The organism is Vibrio sp. KMM 9700, assembly GCF_058545285.1.
Window position 1 is genome coordinate 83,303 of record NZ_CM178590.1, and the last position, 16,845, is coordinate 100,147.

Annotated in this window: 16 protein-coding genes; 10 read left to right on the forward strand and 6 right to left on the reverse strand. The window is 45.3% G+C overall.

What is annotated here, in order from left to right; translation table 11 throughout:
- Positions 1-198 precede the first annotated feature (198 nt).
- From AC2VOY_RS11690 to uraH, 10 genes are all read left to right on the forward strand, one after another.
- The gene (locus AC2VOY_RS11690; RefSeq protein ID WP_491833688.1) at positions 199-1,494 is read left to right on the forward strand and encodes a TolC family outer membrane protein; all 1,296 of its coding nucleotides are present in this window, start codon (positions 199-201) and stop codon (positions 1,492-1,494) included.
- Positions 1,495-1,534: 40 nt separating this feature from the next.
- Positions 1,535-2,155 (forward strand): OmpA family protein, encoded by a 621-nt coding sequence (locus AC2VOY_RS11695; protein WP_491833689.1) that lies wholly within the window; start codon positions 1,535-1,537, stop codon positions 2,153-2,155.
- A gap of 155 nt (positions 2,156-2,310) precedes the next feature.
- On the forward strand, positions 2,311-3,978 hold the full coding sequence (locus AC2VOY_RS11700; RefSeq protein WP_491833691.1) for a P-loop domain-containing protein: 1,668 nt from the start codon (positions 2,311-2,313) through the stop codon (positions 3,976-3,978).
- Between the two features lie 131 nt (positions 3,979-4,109).
- Positions 4,110-5,066, forward strand: a complete 957-nt coding sequence (locus tag AC2VOY_RS11705) for an AAA family ATPase (protein WP_491833692.1) — start codon at positions 4,110-4,112, stop codon at positions 5,064-5,066.
- Entirely contained in the window at positions 5,063-6,055 is a 993-nt protein-coding gene (locus AC2VOY_RS11710) for a DUF58 domain-containing protein (protein ID WP_491833693.1), read from the forward strand. The genes AC2VOY_RS11705 and AC2VOY_RS11710 overlap by 4 nt, the downstream gene beginning before the upstream one ends.
- Positions 6,048-6,578, forward strand: coding sequence for a DUF4381 domain-containing protein (locus AC2VOY_RS11715; protein WP_491833694.1), 531 nt, complete (start codon positions 6,048-6,050; stop codon positions 6,576-6,578). The genes AC2VOY_RS11710 and AC2VOY_RS11715 overlap by 8 nt, the downstream gene beginning before the upstream one ends.
- Positions 6,571-7,533 (forward strand): vWA domain-containing protein, encoded by a 963-nt coding sequence (locus tag AC2VOY_RS11720; RefSeq protein ID WP_491833695.1) that lies wholly within the window; start codon positions 6,571-6,573, stop codon positions 7,531-7,533. Before AC2VOY_RS11715 ends, AC2VOY_RS11720 begins: the two co-directional genes overlap by 8 nt.
- Positions 7,526-9,574 (forward strand): VWA domain-containing protein, encoded by a 2,049-nt coding sequence (locus AC2VOY_RS11725; RefSeq protein WP_491833697.1) that lies wholly within the window; start codon positions 7,526-7,528, stop codon positions 9,572-9,574. Before AC2VOY_RS11720 ends, AC2VOY_RS11725 begins: the two co-directional genes overlap by 8 nt.
- Positions 9,575-9,579: 5 nt before the next feature.
- A complete protein-coding gene (locus tag AC2VOY_RS11730; protein ID WP_491833699.1) occupies positions 9,580-11,397 on the forward strand; it encodes a BatD family protein in 1,818 nt (605 codons plus the stop codon).
- A gap of 240 nt (positions 11,398-11,637) precedes the next feature.
- Positions 11,638-12,006 (forward strand): hydroxyisourate hydrolase, encoded by a 369-nt coding sequence (gene uraH, locus AC2VOY_RS11735; protein WP_491833701.1) that lies wholly within the window; start codon positions 11,638-11,640, stop codon positions 12,004-12,006.
- On the opposite strand, the gene thiE is transcribed toward uraH, so the two are convergent.
- From thiE to AC2VOY_RS11765, 6 genes are all read right to left on the reverse strand, one after another.
- On the reverse strand, positions 11,986-12,606 hold the full coding sequence (gene thiE / locus AC2VOY_RS11740; protein ID WP_491833703.1) for a thiamine phosphate synthase: 621 nt from the start codon (positions 12,604-12,606) through the stop codon (positions 11,986-11,988). The two genes, uraH and thiE, sit on opposite strands and share 21 nt — an antisense overlap.
- A gap of 16 nt (positions 12,607-12,622) precedes the next feature.
- A complete protein-coding gene (gene thiM / locus AC2VOY_RS11745) occupies positions 12,623-13,438 on the reverse strand; it encodes a hydroxyethylthiazole kinase (RefSeq protein WP_491833705.1) in 816 nt (271 codons plus the stop codon).
- Between the two features lie 39 nt (positions 13,439-13,477).
- Positions 13,478-14,143: a thiaminase II gene (tenA, locus tag AC2VOY_RS11750; protein ID WP_491833707.1), complete on the reverse strand. Its 666-nt coding sequence runs from the start codon at positions 14,141-14,143 to the stop codon at positions 13,478-13,480.
- 97 nt (positions 14,144-14,240) lie between these two features.
- Entirely contained in the window at positions 14,241-15,203 is a 963-nt protein-coding gene (locus AC2VOY_RS11755) for an ABC transporter substrate-binding protein (RefSeq protein ID WP_491833709.1), read from the reverse strand.
- A gap of 27 nt (positions 15,204-15,230) precedes the next feature.
- The gene (locus tag AC2VOY_RS11760) at positions 15,231-16,088 is read right to left on the reverse strand and encodes an ABC transporter permease (protein ID WP_491833711.1); all 858 of its coding nucleotides are present in this window, start codon (positions 16,086-16,088) and stop codon (positions 15,231-15,233) included.
- Positions 16,085-16,843 (reverse strand): ABC transporter ATP-binding protein, encoded by a 759-nt coding sequence (locus AC2VOY_RS11765; protein WP_491833713.1) that lies wholly within the window; start codon positions 16,841-16,843, stop codon positions 16,085-16,087. The genes AC2VOY_RS11760 and AC2VOY_RS11765 overlap by 4 nt, the downstream gene beginning before the upstream one ends.
- Positions 16,844-16,845 lie beyond the last annotated feature (2 nt).

The window sequence follows — 16,845 nt, forward strand, 5'->3', positions numbered from 1 at the left end:
AAAATTTAGGTTACAATCGACAATGTTAAGGATAACCCAGTTGCCTTTAGTTTTATTTATCTCATGCATGTAAGAAATCAGATCTCGATTAACTATCTAAAAAGAAGTAACATTAATCTTTGTTAAACAGCTGTTATCTCTTTTAATATCTGATAATCTTAAAAAAACTAAAGCGCACAGTCATTAGAGTGAGTCCAAATGAGATTAAAAATAAAAACATTGACCCTAGCGGTTGGAGCCTGTGTAAGTTGCTTCCCTGTGTTCGCACAATCTCTCGAACAAGCTGTCGCACAAACACTAGCAACCAATCCAGATATTCGCAGTGCGTATAACGACTTTATGAGCGCGCACGAGTTAACCAATGCATCACGTGGTGATTATCTGCCGGATGTTGATGTCACCGCAGGCATTGGCTATCAAGAAGATAACGAAACTGACGAAGATTTTGACGCGAAAACCGCTGAAGTAACAATTCGCCAGTTAATTTGGGATGGTTCGATTACGTATAACGATATTCAGCGTAATAAAAAAGAAACTGAATCTTTACGTTATCAACTCCTATCGGATGCCCAAGATCAAGCCCTTTCTGTTGTCGAAGCGTATGTTGGTGTGCTTGAAGCGCAAGAAGTGTTAGCCCTGTCAAAGTCTAACTATGAAGTTCACCAAAAAATCTACGAAGATATCAAAAAACGTGCCGATGCAGGCATTGGCTCAACGGCTGATTTATCTCAAGTTGATGGCCGTTTAGCACGCGCCAACACCAACCTTTTATCTGCCCAAAGTAATCTTGAAGATAAAATCACCGAATATGTTCGTCTTGTTGGTCAATACCCTGAAGATTTACGCGACCCTGAAGTTGATCGCAGATACCTACCTAAGTCACTAGATGATGCCCTTGCGAAAGCCTTTAAAAACAATCCTGTTTTATATATAGCAAGTAATGATATCGACGCTGCAAAGTACCAATATAAGCAAGCGGAAGGTGAATTTTTACCAACATTTGATATCGAAGCAAGCCAAGAATGGGGCGATGAAGTTGATTTTTCTGATGGTAAGAAAGATCAAACCTCAGTCATGCTCAACATGCGCTACAACCTGTTTAATGGTGGTAGTGATGCAGCCAGTGCTCGCCGCGCCGCGTACCAGCTAAATAAATCAAAAGATATTCGTGACCGCTCACACCGCATGCTCAAAGAAAGTACCCGTCTTGCTTGGAGCGCTTTAGAGCTTAACCGCGACCAACTTGGCTACTTGCAAAAACATGTGGATTCATCAGCGCGTACTGTTATCGCTTATGAAAAGCAATTTAAAATTGGTCAGCGTACCTTGCTTGACTTGCTTAACACCGAAAACGAATTATTTGAATCGCGCAAAAACTACCTTGCAGCGCTTTATGATGGCATCGTTGCCCGCTACCGCGTACTCAATGCAACAGGGATGATTTTAGAAGAGATGCGAGTTGAAATTCCTGATGAATGGAAACAAGCAAAATAACGAATCCTCTTTTAAAGAATAAGTTTAGGAATAACAACCTATGTTAATGATAAACAAAAAAGCAATGCTAAAACCGCTAGTGATTGCATCTTTACTTGGTAGCTTGTCTGGCTGTTCGTTACTAAGCGTGGATGAGCCACCTGTTGCCAAGCAAGGTAAAAATCTTGCCGATTATGATGGCGACGGCGTGATTGCTGCGCGCGATCGCTGTGAAGCCACGCCGCAAACCGCTGTGATTGATAACGATGGCTGCCCAGATTATGTACACCGTGACAATTCACAAGATGTGCATGTCTTGTTTGCCAATGATTCAACTGTGATCCCAAGCACTTATTATTCACAGTTTGATACGGTTAAAGCTTTCTTGGATGCGTACCCTGATACCTCGATTGAGCTTCACGGCTATGCAAGTCCTGTTGGCTCTCGTGCGCACAATGAATATCTTGCCAAAACGCGCGCCGATAATGTTCGCCAAGCGTTAATCGAATCAGGCATTGATGCTAATCGTATTCGTAGTATCGGTTATGGTGACAGCGACCCAGTTGCCGCTGAAGATCACGAAGAGTCGATGCGCTTAAGTCGCCGCGTGACCGCAAGTGTGGTGGGCCAAAATACCAATGTGATTGAAAAGTGGACTGTATTTACTACACGTAATAAATAATCCTAGATTTCAGCACAACGCACAGCCCCTGCTTCAAATATGACGAATCATAAGAGCTAAGATCCCCTGCTTATCAGGCGCCATCTTAGCTCTTTTTTTGTGGTTAAACTTGCGTATAATACCTTTCTTCTGATTTACAAAACCTAGAGACCCCTATGGAAATACTGATCGACAAACTGAAAAAAATCGAAAAACAAAACTACCGCGCTTATCAGCAAATCAAAGGTGAATATGATTTTACCGATTTTATGCTTTTTATCGATCATATCCAGCCTGACCCTTATGCCAGCGCATCACGTTTTCGTGCCCGTCGTGCTTGGTCTTTAACTGAGCTGACATGGCTAAAAGAAGAGTCTTTAGATTATCAACGCGCCGCACGTGATTTTATTGCGCGCAGTTTTGCCCACTTTGCCAAGCAAGACAACGATGTTGATATTGCTTTTAATGGTCAAAGCGTTCTTGATAGCACTGCGGTTATCTTTGATGACGAAGGCATTGAGTTAAGATTTCGCATCAATTTGCCTGCTGAAGGACGTCAAATTCTAGCAAAACGCGCGATTAACCTTATCACTTTCCACTTACCTAAGATGATAAGAAAAGCGACTCTGGCACGTGAACTTGACTTAGACGCGCTTAAACAACACTGCCAAGTGATTGAAGACCAAGTTGCATTGCGCAGCCAATTAGCCGAGCATGATTTACTTGCCTTTGTAGCCAATGGCAGTATTTTGCCACGCGCATCGGGCACCAGCGATCTGCCAATGAAAGACGCGCAAGCCTTTCAAGCGCCAGAGACACTTGCTATCACGCTCAACACGCCACATTCTGGTCCAATTACCGGCATGGGTGTACGCCGTGGCATCAACTTGATTGTCGGTGGCGGTTTCCATGGTAAATCAACCCTTTTAACTGCTATTGAGCGCGGCATTTATGATCATATCCCCAATGATGGTCGTGAATATGTGGTGACGGATCCGCAAGCGGTAAAAATTCGCGCTGAAGATGGCCGCTGTGTCCATCATCTGAATTTATCAAACTTTATCAATAACTTGCCTATGGGTAAATCCACAACTGATTTCTCGACTTTGGATGCTTCAGGCTCAACATCGCAAGCTGCGTGGTTGCAAGAAGCCCTTGAATCTGGCGCAAATTCACTACTTATTGATGAAGACACCTCCGCCACCAACTTTATGATCCGCGATCAGCGCATGCAAGCCTTGGTCAGCCAAACCGATGAGCCAATTACGCCACTAATTGATCGCATCGAAGAGCTGTATCAAGACTTTGGCGTCTCAAGTGTGATTGTTATGGGCGGCTCAGGTGATTATTTAGATGTTGCCACGTGCGTGATTCAAATGCACGATTATCAGCCTTTGGATGTGACAGACAAAGCGAAGCAAGTCAGCCAAGATTTGCCAAATGTGCGTCAATCTGAGCAGATTGAAAAATATCAAAACTTTAAGCCTCGCAGCTTCCAAGCCACGTGCTTGCAGCAAATTTTAGCTGAAGGCAAATTCCGCATTCAAGGCAAAGGTACTCAAACGCTACGTTTTGGCAAAGAGCATGTCGATGTCAGTGCGCTTGAGCAGCTTGAGTCGAGCAACGAACTTAACGCCATTGGTTGGCTTTGGTTCTTACTCTCGCAACAAGCAGGTCTTGATCCCAAAGCTGCATGGATGAAGCAACCAGCTAAAGCAATTGACGCCCTCTTAGATGACAACTGGCATAGCCTGATGCCAAAAAATGGTGATTTAGCGAAGCCACGTACACTGGATGTGATGGCTGCGCTGAACCGTCTGCGTGAAGCAAAATTTAAGGTTTAATTATTTCATTTTGCGAACTTTTTTGATTTCTTAGAGTCAGTATAATTTAGTGACTTCTGGATTTAGATGATTTTTGTATGACGCAAAGATCATTTAAATCCCTACTAATGAGAATAAAAAAGGAAACCTCCATGCAAGCCAAGGTCTTTGCAGAGCTACAAGCTTATTTAAACAGTCAAGTAATAGGCCAAACTGAATTAGTCAAACAGCTATTAGTTGCGCTTTTAGCCGATGGTCATATCTTAGTCGAAGGCCCTCCTGGGCTTGCCAAAACCCGCGCCGTCAAAGTCTTAGCCGATTCCATCACCGCAGATTTTCACCGCGTGCAATTTACCCCAGATTTGCTCCCAGCCGATTTAACCGGCAGTGATGTGTATCAAGCGCAAACCGGTGAGTTTAGGTTCCAACAAGGCCCAATTTTTAACTCATTGTTGTTAGCCGATGAAATCAACCGCGCCCCGGCGAAAGTGCAAGCTGCGATGCTTGAGGCAATGGCCGAGAAACAAATTACGGTTGGCAAAAGCTCCTACCAACTGCCTGAGCTATTCTTAGTGATGGCAACCCAAAACCCAATTGAGCAAGAAGGGACTTACCCTCTGCCTGAAGCCCAACTTGATCGCTTCTTACTTCACCTTGAAGTCGATTATCCCGACCATCAAAGTGAACTTGAGATTTTGCGTTTAAACCGTGGTGAAGCCCAAGGTCTAGCCAAACCAACTCCTATTACCATCAGCCAAGCACAAATTTTTGCTGCGCGCCAAGAAGTGCTCAGCATTCAAATGGCAGAAAGCATTGAGCAATATATTATTCGCTTGGTGATTGCCACCCGTAACCCGAGTGAATACAGCCATGAGCTTGCCAATTGGATCAGCATGGGCGTGAGTCCTCGCGCAACGATTGCGCTTGATCGCGCAGCGCGTGCCCACGCTTGGTTATCTGGGCGTGATTTTGTAAGCCCAGAAGATGTCCAAACCATGGCTTATCCTGTGCTGCGTCATCGCATCCTACGCACTTATTCTGCGGCAGCAGAAGGCATTAGCGCAAATCAAGTCGTCGATACCTTACTGAGTGTGGTAGGTAGCGCATGAGTCACGACAATTCCCCTATCATGCCGCCGCATGCCAGTGGAGTTCGTTTGTGTCTTGATGAGCTTATTTATTATAAAAATCATGCTCATGCTTGGCTTGCGCCGAAAAAAAGCCTCTGGTCGCAACTCCATGGTGAGCATCAAAGTAAGCGTTTAGGCCGCGGCATGGACTTTGCTGAAGTGCGTCAATATCAAGCGGGCGACGATGTGCGCTCAATTGATTGGCGCGTGACGGCGCGTACTGGTGAGCCTCATACCAAGCTTTTTACCGAAGAGCGCGAGCAAAGCACAATCATCTATCTTGATTTAACTCCAAGTATGCGTTTTGGCAGCCAGTTATTGTTTAAATCTGTCCAAGCGGCGCACTTAGCCAGTTTAATTGCTTGGCTATCTGTCGCGCAAAAAGACAGAGTCGGCGCTGTGATCAACAACGGCCTTGACTTGATTGAGGTGCGTCCCACTGCGCGCGCGCAAGGTGCGTTGCATTTGGCGCACGCCATTATTAAAGCCAATGACGCAGCCTTGGATGCCCAACTCACTTCCTCAAGTATAGATATGCAAGCTGAAGCGTATAGCCTAAAGCAAATCTTAGACACCATAGCGCGCCTGTCTCCAAAAGGCAGTGACTTGGTCTTTTTGACAGACTTTCAAGAGCTTAGTAATGAGAATAAAGGGCTTTTAAATCAATTAAGAATGCATAACCGAATGCAGTTTGTGCACTTTTATGATCCGCTTGAGCAAGGTCAAACCCGTTTTCGTGGCCAAGAGTATGTCAGTGATGGCAAACACACCTCATGGCTAAACTTTGGTAAAAAAAGCGTGCGCGAGAGTTTGAATCAACATTGGTTTAAGCATCAAAAAATGATTGAAAGTTTAGCAATGCAAATGGGGATCCCGTATCGCACTTTAAGCGCTGCCAATCCCTTGCTGCAAGAAATCGCTAAGCCTTATCTTTCTCATTCATCTTCACAGGAAACTGATCATGGCTGATCCCAAAACGCCTTCAATGACGCTTGATCTTGCCCCGCTGCACTTGCCTGATGCGCCGAGTGCATGGCCGCTTGCATGGGGCTGGTGGTGTTTAATTGCCCTGACCATGCTTGCTGTCGTGGCAATTATTTATGCCCTCAAGCAAAAACGAAACAAGAATAAACTCAAAAACTTAGCCTTAAATGAGCTGAGCACTGCGCACACCCCCGATGCGCTGCAAGCGATTTTGAAACGCTTTTGTTTAAGCTATTATCCGCGCGAGCAAGTGGCAGGTTTAACCGGCCAAGCTTGGACGCAGTTTTTAGATAAGCATGCAAATGTCAGCCCAAGCTTTAGCCAGAACCAAAGCGATTGGGACAAAGCCTTATATCAAGGCCAAGCCGTGGCAGACGCTGAGCTAAAAGTCTTTCAACACCAATGCCAAACTTGGGTCAAGCAAGCTGCGCCGCAACTGATTAAACACCAGCGCCAAGTAAAAAGTAATAATGCAAAGCAGACCCGAACAGGAGGCCAAGATGTTTGAATTCACTTGGTGGTGGATGCTGTGTGCCCTGCCTTTGCCTTGGCTGTTTTATCATGTGCTACCCGCCAAGCAGCCAAAACAAGCGATTATCTTGCCGCACTTGCCACAAACCCAAAGTGTGCAAGCTCAGTCAAATAAGCTATTAAAAATCTTAACTGTTATCGCTTGGCTATGCCTTGTCATCGCTGCTGCCCGCCCGGTTTGGTATGGCGACCCAATCGAATACCAACCTGAGCATCGTGACATGATGCTAGTGGTGGATTTATCTGGCTCGATGGCGCAAGAAGATATCCAAACCCAAGATGGTTTTATTGACAGATTAAGCGCCGTCAAGCAAGTACTGAATGAGTTTATTGATGCGCGCCAAGGGGATCGCTTAGGCTTGGTTTTATTTGCCGATCACGCTTATTTGCAAACCCCATTGACGCTCGACCGTGAAACCGTTCGCCAGCAGTTAAACCGCGCCCAACTGAATATGATAGGCAGCCAAACCGCGATTGGTGAAGGGCTTGGCATCGCCAGTAAAACCTTTATCGAAAGTGACGCGCAGCAGCGGGTGATCGTGCTTTTAAGTGATGGGAGTAATACCGCAGGCGTGATTGAGCCCCTTGAAGCGGCAAAAATTGCGCAAAAAAATGATGTTATCATTTACACAATTGGGATTGCCGCTGGCAAAATGGAAGTACGTGGCCTTTTAGGCAGCCGAGTGGTGGATACTGCAAAAGATCTCGATACAGACACCCTCACCCAGATTGCAGAAATGACGGGTGGCAAATATTTTCGCGCGCGCGATAAGTCTGAGCTTGAAGAGATTTACGACACGATTAATCAATTACAGCCGATTGCCAACGACACCATTAGCTGGCGCCCTCAGAGTGAATGGTTTATTTACCCACTCGCATTGGCTTTATTTTTATCACTTCTGATTGTGATTTTAAGGAGACGAAATGGCTGAGTTACTTGCCCCTTTGTCTGAGTTTCGATTTTTACACCCAAATTGGCTGTGGGGCTTTGTGATCCTTGCGCTCGTTGGGTTATTGTTAAAAACCAAGAAAAAACAAACCCAACTGCTTGCGCCGCATTTAGCGCAAGCGCTTGGGCATGAACAAACTAAATCAAGCAAATGGCTCACGCTTTTATACCTTGCGTGGAGCATTGCCTTGCTGGCATTGGCAAGCCCAAGTTTTCATAAGCAATCGGTGCCAAGCTTTAATACAGGCCAATCTCGCGTTTTGATCATGGACATGAGTCGCTCTGTCTATGCAGATGACTTACAACCGAGTCGCTTGGTGCAAATGCGCTTAAAAGTCTTGGATTTATTGCCAAGCTTTAAAGAAGGTGTGACAGGTTTAATCGCCTATGATCGCATCGCCTATACGATTAGCCCATTAACCCAAGACAGCAAAACTTTGGCAAACCTTGTGCCAAACCTAGATCCTGCGATTATGCCCTATAAAGGCCAAGGCGCAGATGCAGCCAAAGGGGTTGAAGCGGCAATTAACATGCTAAAACAAGCCGGCAAAAACCAAGGCCAACTGCTACTGATTGCAGATGATTTAAGTGATGCCGAACTTGAAAACATTAATCAGCTTCTTGATGGCAACCAATGGCAGTTGTCGACCATGTCTGTCGGCACCAAAGAAGGCGGTCCTGTGCGCAGCGCAGATGGCAGCATGTTATTGCAAGCCACAGCCTCTAACCCTGGCGGCGCGCCCGTCATTGCTAAAACAAATATCGACAACTTGGAGCAAGCCGCGCAATTGCACTCTGGTGTGTATACCCCGCTCACCACCAATGACGCAGATATTCATCGTTTAGATAGACAACTTAACCAAGTAGGCGATCATTTAAAAGCAAACCAAGATAAGGATAAGCAATTTGAAACCTATCAAAACCAAGGCTATTGGCTGCTGCCTATTTTACTCGTGCTCGCCTGTTTTGGTTTTCGCAAAGGTTATATCTTTAGCTTCCTAGCCTTACTTAGCTTGCCTTTGTATACAGCCAAACCTGTTATGGCAGCCGAAGAAACGGCGCAAGCGCCGAGCGCGCTGCAAAGCTTTATTGACTCAGCGTTTAAAAATAAAGCCGAGCGCGCCTATCAAGACTTTCAAAATCAAGATTATCAGGCGGCAAAAGACAAATTTGATTCAAAAGCTTGGCAAGGCGCAGCCAGTTATCAAGCCGGTGATTATCAAGGCGCTATCGACGCACTACAAGGCTTAGAGGATGCTAAATCTCGCTATAACCGCGCCAATGCGCTAGCGCAATCAGGTCAACTGGAAGATGCTAAAACTGAATATGAAAAGCTCTTGCAAGATGAGCCACAAAATCAAGATGCGCAGCATAATTTAGATGTGGTCAACAAGGCGCTTGAGCAGCAGCAAAATCAACAAAATAATTCAAATCAGGATAATCAAAACAGCCAAGATAAAAACTCAGAGAACCAAAACGCTGAGCAAAACCAGCAAAATGGCCAGCAAAGCCAAAATAGTCAGCAAGATAAAGCGCAAAACCAAAATGGCCAGAGTGGGCAAAACCAATCTGGAAGTAATAGCCAAGATCAAGCGAATAACCAAGATAAGCAAAGTCAGGACAATCAGTCACAACGAGGTGCTAAGCAAAGCCAAGCGAAGAATGAACAGCAAGATCAACAGGCGCAAAATCAAAACGCTCAGCAGCAAGATTCACCACAGCAAAATGGTCAGCAACAAGTGGATGCCCAAGGCCAAGAGCAAAGTGATGGTGAAAAAGGTAAGCAAGCCGGCAATATGACGGGCAGCACCAAGGCTGAAGATAAAGCGATGCAAGAAAGCGACAACCAAGCACAAGCGGCAACGCCAAGCCAAGGTCAGCGCAAAAGCAGCAGTGTGGAGCTTAGCCCTGAGTTGCAAAAGTTAAATCAAATTCCAGATAATGCGCGTCAATTGTTAGAAGCTCAGATGCTTTTAGAAGCGCGTCAAAAAGGTCAAGTGGAGGCGCCAGCACAATCATGGTGATCCCTATGCAAGATAATAAATATAAGCGAGTGAATATGCAGCAAATATTCAAAATACGTCATCATCTATTCGGTTTAATTTTCAGCTTGATGCTAGCCCTTTTTAGCCTGCAAGCTCAAGCTGCCACGGCAACGGCATCGGTTGGCAGCACTACGGTCGAATCCGGGGAAATTTTTCGTTTTCGCGTCTCATTGGATGATCTTGCCTCGCGTGAAGACTTAGATCTCAGCCCGCTAGACAAAGACTTTACTTATGGTCGCCTACAATTTGGCAACAGCCGTTACAGCATTAATGGCACTGTCACGCGTCAAAGTGAATGGAACATGACGCTAACCACCAACAAGACAGGCCAAGTGGTGATCCCAAGCTTAGATATCAATGGCGTGAAAACTCAGCCAATTACGCTAAACGTGACTCAAGGCGCCCCGCTGCCGGATGTCAAAGATTTAGTTGAAGTTGAAAGTAGCATTGATAAAACTGAGCTTTATTTAGGTGAAACCGCCAAACTGACGACCAAGCTGTTTATTAAAACCAACCCATATAGCTTGCAAGATCCAGATTTAACGGCGCCGCAAAGTGATGATGTGGACATCAAGGCGATTGGTCAGCAAAACCAACTGCGCACTGTGATTGATGGCATCGACACCATAATGGTGACGCAAGATTATCAAGTCAGCCCGAATGCGTCTGGTGATATTGAAATTGCTCCAATTAGACTAAAAACCACGATTATTCAGCGAGATAACCAAGGTCGCCAACGTATGGTGCCCGTCGATATTGCGGCAGATCCGATTAAACTGACGGTACATGGCAAACCATCGGATTATCAAGGCGCTTGGCTGCCAACCAGCTCACTGAGCCTGATGCAAACTTGGACGGATAGCCAAGGCAAGCCACTAGATAGCAGCAAAGGCGTGTTAGAAGCTAAAGTCGGCACACCGATTACACGTACCATTCGCCTGCGAGTGAAAGATTTAAACGCTGATAAGTTCCCAAGTCTTGCGATTTACTACCCGCAAGGGGTGCGTGTGTATGACGAAAAACCTAAGTTTGATCGTGATGCCAAGGGTTACACCATGATGACTCTCAAACAAGTGGTGATGCCAAGAAGCGCGGGTAAAGTCAGCCTGCCAGATGTTGAGATCCCTTGGTGGGATACGCACTCTCAAAGTAAACAAATGGCGCAAGTGGATGGGATTGAGCTAAACATTGCGCCAGATCCAAATGCGCCGGCGCAAGATGAGCAGGCAAACGCTGCGCAAACTCAGCCTGCGCCAGTGTCACCTGAGCAGCCAAGTCAAGCTAATCAAAACCTAAACGAACCTGCGCAGCCTGACCAAACTCAAGCGGCGCCAAGTCAAACTGAGAATAGTCAAACTGCGGATAATCTTGCCCCGCAAGATGCGTCAAATTCAATTCACAATGCTGGCATTTGGCCTTGGACGACAGCCCTATTTGGCGCATTGTTTATTTGGATGACAGGTATGTATTTCGCGCAAAAACGCAAGTTAAAGCAAGCGACAAATGTGCAACCAGTGGAGCAAGTTGCGCCAGACTCTGATCTTCAAGCCCTTGTGACTGCGCTAAGCCGTAATAATGGCACTTCCGTTAGCCTGTGGGTGAAAAACTTTATTGCGAAACAAAGCCTTACCGATGCGCAAAAAGCTAATATTCAACAAGCCCTTGATGCTGTGATGCATGATGTATATGCCAAAGGTGAGCCAATGAGTGATGCCAATAAAGCGCAACTCCTCGAGCGCATTAAGCAATCTCAAGCGGCTCAATCTAAAGCAAACCAAGATGTGGATTTAGCCAAGTTGTAGTCCATTGAAGCGCTTATCGCTTGAATGCCCCATGCTTGATTAACGAATGCTTAAGAAACAAAAGTTTGCCGCATAAACAATTAAGCCCCAATCGGTAGCATTGATGCTCATTGATTGGGGCTTTTTAATGTATCTTCACCACTAAAATCGTCACTCAACCTTGTATACAATTGAACAAAAAGTTTGTTATATTGAAATTTCATACTCAAGTTTCAATATCAAAATCGACAGGAGGTCAAGATGGGAAAACTCACCACACATATCTTAGATACAGCACATGGTAAGCCGGGGAATGGGATTTTAATTGAGCTTTTTGCATTGCAAGATGACAAGTATGAGCTGATCCACTCTTGCACCAGCAATGATGATGGACGCACCGATGCGCCAATGCTTGAAGGGGAAGCATTTCAACGAGGCAAATATCAACTTGTGTTCCATACTGCGAGCTATTTTAACTCGTTTCAAGATCATAAGCGTAGTATTAGCGCGAAAGATTTCCCTTTTTTAGATGATATAGTGATCCGCTTTGCGATTGCCAATGAAGATGAGCACTATCATGTGCCACTCTTGTGCTCATCATTTAGCTTTTCAACCTATCGCGGCAGTTAATTCAAGCACAGCTTGTTTCGGATCATCCGCATGACAAATCGCTGAAACCAGAGCAATACTATCAACTTTGGTGTCAGCGATAGCTTGGATGTTGTCAGCATGAATGCCACCGATTGCGACCAAAGGCAAACGACTTTTTGTGACAGCGTCACGCAAGCCATCTAGCCCCCAATGCCTCTTGGTATTGGTCTTAGTGGGCGTGGCAAAAATTGCGCTCACGCCAAGATAATCCAAATCAAGATCTTGCGCCTCAATCAGCTCATCCATGCTTTCAACCGACAAACCTAAGATTTTATCAGCGCCTAAAAGCTTACGCGCAATATCAGCAGGCATATCCGACTGGCCTAAGTGCAACCCATCGGCGTCCACAGCCAAAGCGACATCCAACCTGTCATTAATGATAAGCGGAATATTAGCGGCTTTTAAGATAGGCTTCACTGCATTGGCTCTGGCAATAAACTCGCGTACGTCGCCATGCTTTTCACGAATTTGCACCATGCCAACACCCGCTTGCGCAGCGCCTTTAACGACTTTAACCAAGGTTTCCAAATCTTGTCCATCATCGGTGACAAGATAAATAGGATGTGAAAAAAGCGCCATTAGTTTCTCGCTTCCATTAAGCAATCACCTCATAGTCAAGATGTTCAAGCACATCTTCGGCTGTGATTTGGTATAAAGTGTCTAACAGGTTGACTTGTAAGCTACCCGGCCCTTGCGATTTTTGCTCAGCAAGTTGACCGACCACGCCAAGTACTGCTGTCGCGACTATACCAGAGACTTCGCCTATCCCTGCAAACGCAGCAGTAAGCGCTGTATGCGTACAGCCCATGCCAGTGACTTGCGCCATCATAGGATGACCATTTTTAAGATATAAATCGCCATATTTACACACGATTAAATCATGATCGCCAGAGACAACCACTTGCGCATTAAAACGCTTGGCTAGCTCACGAGCATCAAATAATGCTTTGTCTATGCTATCGCGTGCATCCACACCTTTAATTTGCCCGTGTGAGCCGGCTAGCGCAATAATCTCTGAAGCGTTACCGCGAATAATCAGATTATCGGCTAAGTCCGCAAACTCACGTGAGATGCGCGTGCGCAAACGAGTGGCGCCACAGCCAACAGGATCAAGAATGACAGGGACTCTGTTTTTATTTGCTTGCTCAATCGCATAGCGCATTCTTGGGATCCACATGCTATCTAAAGTGCCGATATTAAGCACTAGTGCACTGGCGATTTGCATCATTTCTGACATTTCTTCACGGCTATGCGCCATAATCGGCGATGCACCGATAGCAAGCAGCGCATTCGCGGTATTATTCATCACCACATAGTTGGTAATATTTACGACTAACGGCTTTTGCTGTTTAAGCTCAGAAAGAGCATCTTGGATCAACTCTGAAATTTCATCAAAGCGTGGCAATGTCATAAAAAATCCTTAATTCTTTTTTTATTTGCACTATTTAAATTAGGCAGTTGCAGCATTTAAGCCTTGTTGCCAAAACGCAATTTCCATACGGGTGGCGGTTTTAAAAATCTGACATAACTTTTTACCACGTGGACTCGCTAAGTCAACCTCTGCTAGCTTAGCATTTAAAAATGCCTCTGTTTTTTCGCCGCCCTCTTGAAACTCCTCACTGGCATACATATTGATCCACGAAGCATATGGGGTTTGTTCAAGCTCAGATGCGCTCATTTTGCCAAGGCGCTGACCAATTTCGGTGTAACCAATCGCGCACGGCGCAAGCGCAGTATAAAGATCGAGTAAATCCCCAGCCATGCCAGCATCAAGTACAAAACGCGTATACGCCACTGTGCCAAAATCTTCATCCATGGCTTCAAGATCACCTTCCACGCCAAAGCTTTTGCAAACTTCCACATGATGCGCCATTTCATGATCGAGCAACAAAGCAACACTTGGCAATGCAGCGCGCATGTCTTCAAGGGTATCGGCTTTATAAATCGCCAACGCATAAGCACGGGCATATTGCTTTAGAAATAAGTAATCTTGAATTAAATAATGCTGATAGGCTTTTTGATCTAAGCTGCCATCGGCAAGTTGAGCGACAAATTCATGCTGGGTGTATGCATCCCAGTCACTTTGGCAAGATTGGATTAAATCATTCAGAGTCATATGTTTTCCTTTACCCTCATTTAGGCAAAATATAAATAAATACGCTCCCCAAATTTCAGGAAAGCGTATGGTTTATTTTTATCTCAAAGCTTGAGGATTAAAATTTAGCTAAAATATCTTCTGCTTTGACTTCTTTTTTAAGCAAACCAGTTTCAAACATAAAATCAGCAAAGTTTTGATATGCGATAGGATCCGATGCTTGCGGACGCAATGCAAAACGGTTTAGTGTATCTGCCCATGCCATTTCATTAAGCTTAGTATTCAGCGTATCTGGTGAGTATTGAATAAACTCTTTCCACGCATCATCTGGATGATTCACAATATATAAGGTTGCACGTTCCACCGCATGGTTAAAGGCTTGGATCACTTTTGGATCAAAGGTTTTGCTGTTGGCTACAAACACAAGTTCATCATAAGTTGGTACGCCATGCTCTTCTGGGAAGAATTCATTCACCGGCTTGCCTTCAAGTTCAAGTTGATTTGACTCAAAGTTACGCATTGCGCCCCAGACAGCATCAACCTTTTCAGATGCAAGCGAAGAAGACAACGCCCAACCGACATTCACAATCTTCACATCAGAGAATTTAAGCCCTGCGCTTTGCAGCATATTGCCAATCGTGCCTTCTTCGTTGCCAGCAACGGATACGCCAATGGTTTTACCTTTAAGCTTATCCAGTGAGTCAATGCCGCTTGATTTTAGCGTTAAGAGTTCATTTAAAGGGGTTGAAATAAGCGTGCCACTGCGCACAACAGGTAAACCTGCCGCCACATCAATGGTTAAACTTGGTTGATAAGACACAGCTAAATCAGCGCGACCTGCCGCCACCATTTTGGTTGGCACACTTGGATCAGCCGGCTCTTGGATTTCAACTTCAAGACCTGCTTCTGCAAAATAGCCCTTCTCTTGCGCCAGTACAATTGGACCATGATTTGGGTTCACAAACCAATCCAGCATTAAGGTTAACTTGGTTTTATCTTCTGCTTGCGCATTCAAGCTTAATGCCAAACAGCCCAAAGCAAACATGCTGTGTGAGAGTTTTTTCAGTGACGCTAATTTCATTTTTTATTCCTTTTCAATGATATATTTTTATTTATTCGCCCAAAATACAAGGCGTTTTAATAACTTGTCAGTCAAGACATATAAACCCATAGACATGCATGCCAAAATAATTAACGCAGCAAACATTTCATCTATCATCATGCGCGCATTGGCTTGGAGCATTAAATAGCCAAGCCCTGCACTTGAGCCCACCCATTCGCCGACAACTGCGCCAATTGGCGCCATCACAACCGCCACACGCACGCCCGAAGCAAGTGTTGGCATGGCAGCAGGCAGGCGAATATGCCACAAGCGTTTCATCTTGGTTGCGCCCATAGTTTTGGCTAAATCTAAATACCCATTTGGCGTCTGGCGTAAACCGTCATAACAGCACATGGTGACAGGGAAGAAAATCATCAAACCCGTCATTAAAATCTTCGACGCGATGCCATAACCAAGCCAGATCATCAAAATTGGCGCAATCGCAAAGGTTGGGATCGCTTGGCTAACAATCAAAATCGGCAGCAGCCAGCGGCGCACAGGGTTAAACATCAGCATCATCAGAGCAAATAACAGCCCCATGAGAAGCCCAAGCCCTAATCCCCAAAAGATCTCTTGCACCGTCACCCAAGTGTGTTTAAGCAAAACATCTTGGCGTAGCCATAAACGCTCGAGCACAGCTTTGGGCTCTGGCAGAATAAAGGATGGCAAGTCAAACAGCATCACCACACCTTGCCAAGTGCCAAGTAGTAGCACCACTGTGACCAAAAGGCGCGCATAATTGCTTGATGACAAAGATTTTGCCTTGCCTAAAAGTGAATAGGTTTGACTCGCTTCAGCTAATTTACTGTCAATGCCTTGGCCTGAATGGCTCTGTTGTGAATCGCTCTGTGGTAAATGGCTCATACACCAAGCTCCTCCAACATGGTTTGAGTAAAGCGTGCTAAATCGCCATCCATCACTCGTGGCATCGGGCTGTCTTTCACCTCTAACTCAATTAAATTAGCTGGGCTGCCTTGCATCAGATAAATCTTGTGCCCCAGGCGATAAGCTTCTTGCGGATCGTGCGTGATAAGCACCACGGTTTTATCTTTTAATAACTCTGCTGCAAGGTTTTGCAACTCAAAACGCGTCACCGCATCAAGGGCTGAAAACGGCTCATCCATTAAAACCACAGGTTTATCTTGGATCAAGGTACGTGCCAAAGCGATTCGCTGACGCATGCCACCAGAAAGCTGATTTGGATAAAGCTTTGCAGCATCTTTTAAGCCTACTTTTTCAAGTAAATCCAAAGCCTTCTTCTCAAAATTTGCTTTATCAACTGGCGTGAACTTTGCCATTAAACACAAATTATCCATCACATTCAGCCAAGGCAATAGTAAGTCTTGCTGCGCCATATAAGCCAGCGCGAGATTTGGCTGCTGAACTTGATTGGCATCAATAAAAGTTTGCCCTTGCCAATGGATTTGGCTGTCATCTAAAAGTCCAGCCAAATAACGCAGCAGTGACGTTTTACCGCAACCACTACGCCCAACTAAGACGCTCCATTTACCTGCTGGGAACTCAAGATTGACCTTCTCAAACACTGGCGCTGTGGCATCGGTATAACGCAGCGATGCATTGCAAAAACGAATTGTTGGGACATGGCCTGTCGTATCCATTT

Excerpts from the sequence above, each read along its gene's own strand:
- AC2VOY_RS11690 (WP_491833688.1), top strand. The coding sequence starts at position 199 with ATGAGATTAAAAATAAAAACATTGACCCTAGCGGTTGGAGCCTGTGTA.
- AC2VOY_RS11695 (WP_491833689.1), top strand. The coding sequence starts at position 1,535 with ATGTTAATGATAAACAAAAAAGCAATGCTAAAACCGCTAGTGATTGCA.
- AC2VOY_RS11700 (WP_491833691.1), top strand. The coding sequence starts at position 2,311 with ATGGAAATACTGATCGACAAACTGAAAAAAATCGAAAAACAAAACTAC.
- AC2VOY_RS11705 (WP_491833692.1), top strand. The coding sequence starts at position 4,110 with ATGCAAGCCAAGGTCTTTGCAGAGCTACAAGCTTATTTAAACAGTCAA.
- AC2VOY_RS11710 (WP_491833693.1), top strand. The coding sequence starts at position 5,063 with ATGAGTCACGACAATTCCCCTATCATGCCGCCGCATGCCAGTGGAGTT.
- AC2VOY_RS11715 (WP_491833694.1), top strand. The coding sequence starts at position 6,048 with ATGGCTGATCCCAAAACGCCTTCAATGACGCTTGATCTTGCCCCGCTG.
- AC2VOY_RS11720 (WP_491833695.1), top strand. The coding sequence starts at position 6,571 with ATGTTTGAATTCACTTGGTGGTGGATGCTGTGTGCCCTGCCTTTGCCT.
- AC2VOY_RS11725 (WP_491833697.1), top strand. The coding sequence starts at position 7,526 with ATGGCTGAGTTACTTGCCCCTTTGTCTGAGTTTCGATTTTTACACCCA.
- AC2VOY_RS11730 (WP_491833699.1), top strand. The coding sequence starts at position 9,580 with ATGCAAGATAATAAATATAAGCGAGTGAATATGCAGCAAATATTCAAA.
- uraH (WP_491833701.1), top strand. The coding sequence starts at position 11,638 with ATGGGAAAACTCACCACACATATCTTAGATACAGCACATGGTAAGCCG.
- thiE (WP_491833703.1), bottom strand. The coding sequence starts at position 12,606 with ATGGCGCTTTTTTCACATCCTATTTATCTTGTCACCGATGATGGACAA.
- thiM (WP_491833705.1), bottom strand. The coding sequence starts at position 13,438 with ATGACATTGCCACGCTTTGATGAAATTTCAGAGTTGATCCAAGATGCT.
- tenA (WP_491833707.1), bottom strand. The coding sequence starts at position 14,143 with ATGACTCTGAATGATTTAATCCAATCTTGCCAAAGTGACTGGGATGCA.
- AC2VOY_RS11755 (WP_491833709.1), bottom strand. The coding sequence starts at position 15,203 with ATGAAATTAGCGTCACTGAAAAAACTCTCACACAGCATGTTTGCTTTG.
- AC2VOY_RS11760 (WP_491833711.1), bottom strand. The coding sequence starts at position 16,088 with ATGAGCCATTTACCACAGAGCGATTCACAACAGAGCCATTCAGGCCAA.
- AC2VOY_RS11765 (WP_491833713.1), bottom strand. The coding sequence starts at position 16,843 with ATGGATACGACAGGCCATGTCCCAACAATTCGTTTTTGCAATGCATCG.